The sequence below is a fragment of the Microcoleus sp. OTE_8_concoct_300 genome (assembly GCF_031383065.1).
GTDB lineage: Bacteria > Cyanobacteriota > Cyanobacteriia > Cyanobacteriales > Microcoleaceae > Microcoleus.
On sequence record NZ_JANMZH010000308.1, the window covers coordinates 1 to 4143 of the forward strand.

Consider the following 4143-nt stretch of genomic DNA (forward strand, 5'->3'; position numbering starts at 1 on the left):
ATTAGTCCTCAAGGGGAAGCGCAAAACATTGAGAAAGCTGGATTCACCCAAAGAATTAGCTAAGGAGTTATTAGAAATTTTGTAAATAAATTATTCTTTTACAAAAACGAAACCAGTTGCGCTTCTTTGAGAGAATAAAGAGTTGGATTTGCTTGGTTGGTTGGTGTGTCGGAAAGTCCCTCACTTTTTTGCTTAGTTGAATATCTGGGTGAAAGAGAAGCGGTTGCTACGCTTTTATTTATCTGGCCTACGGTCTATCCCCGTTGCCGTCCCCGAGCCGAAGCGGCTCCGAGACTGTTCTGAGTACACACAGTCCTCGGTTCCGGCGTCCGTGCCCCCTCCAAGTCCTTGCACTTCGCCCAAAGGCTATCTGTGGGGCGGGGCACCGACACCTCCACGGTCTGTCTTTTTTCGATCGCGGACGTTGCGTTCCGGCGCCGGAGGGGGCTTTCCCCAAAAGCCCTTTCACTTCGCTTAAAGGCCAGATCCCCCTCCGACACCTCCACTACACTGCGATCGAAAAAACCCAGACTAAGACCCCAGAAATTTTTTTAAATACTAAGAGAAGAAGGGTTAACACGGCGGCTGCGGGCTGGGCCGAGCCCGAAAATAAATTAAAATAAATCCCCTAAAAGCTTGACATAGCGCGGTGTACCGCGCTATAATTGTATTAGGAAATGAGGAAAGCTGAGAATTTCAACCGGGTTTTGAAATAGCAAGCGAGCAAATTTCCAAAAAAACTAAATAATCAACTCGTTACCCGGAACGAGTTAAGTTTAGTTTTTCCATATAGGAAGAATAAATATTTAAGATCGTTATTCGATCGCTGTCAGCAATTAGTCACTGAGGTTTTACTATGGCTTGTCTTCCCGATCGCGTCCGTTCTCTAGTTTCCTCCGCCCCCGCTGTTGGCTTCTCCGGCTCTCGCTCGTATGCGCCGCCAGTTTGTGCAGCGGTGGCGACGCTGGTGCCTGCTGGTGTGCCGGTGTTCGTCGGTTGCGCTGCCGGCGTTGACGCTGCGTTTCGTGGCTTTTTCCCCTCGGCTCGCGTCTTCTCGGTTGCGTCGTTTGGCTCTGGGCGCGGTGCGTTTGCGGCCCGGTCGGTTGCCGTGGTTCGGGCTGTCCAGTCTGCGGGCGGTGTGTGGGTTTCGTTCCCGTCTGGCGCTTGTCCCTCTGGTCTGGCCCCGTCTGCGTCGTCTTCCCGTGCGTTTTGTGGCGCGGGTTCTGGCACTTGGGCCTCGCTGTCTTTCGCGGTTGGTTTGGGGCTGCCTTGCCTTCTTGGTGCCGGCGAGTTTGAGCCGCCTGCGGTTTGGGGTTTCGTTTCCCTCGGTCGTGGTTGGTGGTTTCGTTCTGCCCCTGTTCCCGCCGGTGTGCAGTTGTCTCTTTTTTCTTAGCTGCTAGCTGGTTTGGTTGGTGCCCTCGGTTTTTTCCGGGGGCTTTTTGTTACCGGGAGCTTGTCTGCCGATCGCCTAGTCTTTGCTTCTTCGCCTGTGTTCTCTGGCCGGGGTCGCCGCTGCGCCCCCGGTTGCCGGCGGTGCGCCGGCGGCCGTCCCTGCCTCCGGCAGGGCCGGCAAAGAAAAAAAGTTTCGATCATGTGCGATCGAAACTCTCTAGTTTTAGAAAACCTATTTTTAATTAATCTCAGCTTCTCTCTGCATTACAAAGGCTTCGATCGCCTTAACTATAGCTGCACTTCTAGATTCTCCCGGTTTCAGGACTTTGAGTAGGCGACTAATTATCGATCTAGGAACTTTTGCGGTTATCGGTTCTTTTGGTTCCTCCGGCGACGGAAACCATGTAGCCATTCCATTGGTATTTCCTTCTTTTGCGGGCATGGTCTTAATTAATTCCTGTGATTTCACTATAGCGCAGTTTACCCGGCAACAATTGTAAAGAAATATTACAAAGCTATTGTATAGCGCGGTGTACCAGGCTATAATCAAAGAGACAAGAAAAAAGCAGCAAGCGCTAGTAACGCCCCTGCTTTCAACAATTAGTTAATTAGAGGCATTATATCATGATTCAATCTGAAGATTACATCTACAGCAAATCAGCAGTAGCTAGAATGCTGAATGTTGCCCAAAGCGCAGTAACTCGCCTCGAAAAATGGCCAATCAACCGCCCTTTTGATTGCTCAATCATTTTTGTTATTGTCAAGGGCAAACGTCCCCGTTTCTGGAAAAAGTTTGACTTTCTCTTTCATTTTGCCGACTGGAGACGCAGCCAATCTAAGGAGCTGGTAGTCGATCGTTTGATGCCTAATGTGTTCGCTGTCATCAATGAAAAGAAAAAGTCTAAGTATATCGCCACAATTAGACCTGACAGCATCACCTGCAACTGTGAAGATTACAAGAATCAAGTCAAATTTTTGGCAAAAGCTGGGGTTTGCAAGCACGGTTACGCAGTTCTTAAAAATTTGGGTATCTCCAAACTTTCTGAATACATCAAAGGCAACATTTACCAGCAAACATTAGATAATTACAAGAAGCAAAACGCCTTTAAGTTAACGGTGATGAGAACTGATGCTTATAGTTTTGCGGTTCAAGGTTCTAGCACTATTCATTACTGCGATCTGCATCCCAGTATTATCAAATGCAGTTGCACGAAATACGACACGAAAAAGCCTAACTCTGAGCAATTCTGCACTCACGGCTATGCAGTTTTGAACTACTTAGGATTTACCGGAAATCAGCAGATTAAAGATTACTGCTTAGGCTTCGATTGGATTGTAGACGACTACAACGCTGAAGAAGAAGAATTTAAAAGACTCAACCAAGCGATCGAGGATGAAGCTGAAGAAACTGACAGACTAGCAGCAGAACGAGAGGCGATCGCAGCAGCGCAACTAGCAGAAGAACAAGATGCTAAAGATTGCCTATTTACTGCTCAAAGTTGGAGCCTCTAATTGACCTCTAATTGATTTGAGGGGGGCGCGCATCCTTAAAACGCGCCATCAAAAATTGGAGTAAAGACATGAAGAAATACGAAATCAATCTCAGTTTTACAGAAACCGAGGAAGAGTCGATTAGCGAAGTTTGCAAATGCGAATTTTGCGGGGACAAAATCCGCTTTTACTTGCATAAGCGTTGGATTGACGGAGAAAACTCCAACTATCAAGTGCAAGACGAAAACGGAGGCTTACACCGTTTCTGCAGCAGACCTACAGGGTGGTCAGAATTAGGAGTCAAGGGCATTCCAGAAGGCTGGGAATATCGAGACTCAGATCATGATGATGACCAAGCTTGTTTTACTCAAAAAAAGTACACTCGCTTTGACAAATAGTTGAGTTTACAGGGGGCGCGCATCTTACACGCGCATCAATCAAAATAAACTAAATCAAATCAACCGAACCATGACAACTCAAAAAGAATTACCGGCTTTCTCAGTATTTGGAAGCAAGCCTGCTAACGCTTTGCTAGTACCAGAAATCCCGATCGCAGTTCGCAACAACTGTCAATCAGGCTGCTGGACGATCGGAGATGAAGAGTATGGCAACAAGTGTTCCATGACCATCATTAAATTTTCTAAATTCTTCGGAAATTTGGGAATGACCAAACAAACCTTGTGGGCGCAACTTTGGTTCATTGCTGAAAGCGGTAATTTACCACATGGAACCGTAATGCTGACTTACATTAAAAGTCGCAGCTTAAACGATTTTAACCGCTTAGTTGTATCAGTTCAATCTCGCGGAATTGAACCAGCTACCGGAATTTTTACCCCAAGTTTTGTTAAACATTCAGGTCAAAAACCAGATGAAAACGGGACGTTGCGCTCGACTAATTATTATTCTCTCAAATGGGATTGGGCAGAAAGAACCGATTTTTCAATAATTAGCCAAGCATCCGCAGTCCTTACAGACGAAAAAACTCGATCAAATCTTTATGATTTCGAGGGAACCCGGGAAATGATTTGCCTTGACAATCACAGCCGGGAAGAAATCAAAGCATTGACAGATAGTAAATCAGCTTTAATTGCTGCTGAATAACAACTCGTTAGCGCTTAGGCGGTTCGCTACCGCCATAAATTCAACCATGAAAACTACTGACGAAATTTTTCAGTGGAAAGGATGGGCTAACGGATACGGTAATTGGATTAGTTTTTGCCGAATCCGAATCTATCAAAACCAGGGTAAAACAATTGTTGT

Annotated in this window: 5 protein-coding genes; 3 read left to right on the forward strand and 2 right to left on the reverse strand. The window is 46.3% G+C overall.

Annotated features, from left to right (window positions below; all coding sequences use genetic code 11):
- Positions 1 to 840 precede the first annotated feature (840 nt).
- Together ACUVJL_RS14020 and ACUVJL_RS14025 are read right to left on the reverse strand one after the other, a co-directional pair.
- Positions 841 to 1230, reverse strand: a complete 390-nt coding sequence (locus ACUVJL_RS14020; protein WP_445246405.1) for a hypothetical protein — start codon at positions 1228 to 1230, stop codon at positions 841 to 843.
- 400 nt (positions 1231 to 1630) lie between these two features.
- Complete coding sequence (locus ACUVJL_RS14025; RefSeq protein ID WP_445246406.1) at positions 1631 to 1834, reverse strand: hypothetical protein; 204 nt, start codon at positions 1832 to 1834, stop codon at positions 1631 to 1633.
- A gap of 182 nt (positions 1835 to 2016) precedes the next feature.
- On the opposite strand from ACUVJL_RS14025, the gene ACUVJL_RS14030 reads away from it, so the two are divergent.
- The 3 genes from ACUVJL_RS14030 to ACUVJL_RS14040 all read left to right on the forward strand — a co-directional run bounded on the left by ACUVJL_RS14030 (position 2017) and on the right by ACUVJL_RS14040 (position 3984).
- Positions 2017 to 2904: a hypothetical protein gene (locus ACUVJL_RS14030; protein WP_445246407.1), complete on the forward strand. Its 888-nt coding sequence runs from the start codon at positions 2017 to 2019 to the stop codon at positions 2902 to 2904.
- A 68-nt stretch (positions 2905 to 2972) separates the two neighbouring features.
- The gene (locus tag ACUVJL_RS14035; protein ID WP_445246408.1) at positions 2973 to 3281 is read left to right on the forward strand and encodes a hypothetical protein; all 309 of its coding nucleotides are present in this window, start codon (positions 2973 to 2975) and stop codon (positions 3279 to 3281) included.
- Between the two features lie 70 nt (positions 3282 to 3351).
- The gene (locus tag ACUVJL_RS14040) at positions 3352 to 3984 is read left to right on the forward strand and encodes a hypothetical protein (protein ID WP_445246409.1); all 633 of its coding nucleotides are present in this window, start codon (positions 3352 to 3354) and stop codon (positions 3982 to 3984) included.
- Positions 3985 to 4143 lie beyond the last annotated feature (159 nt).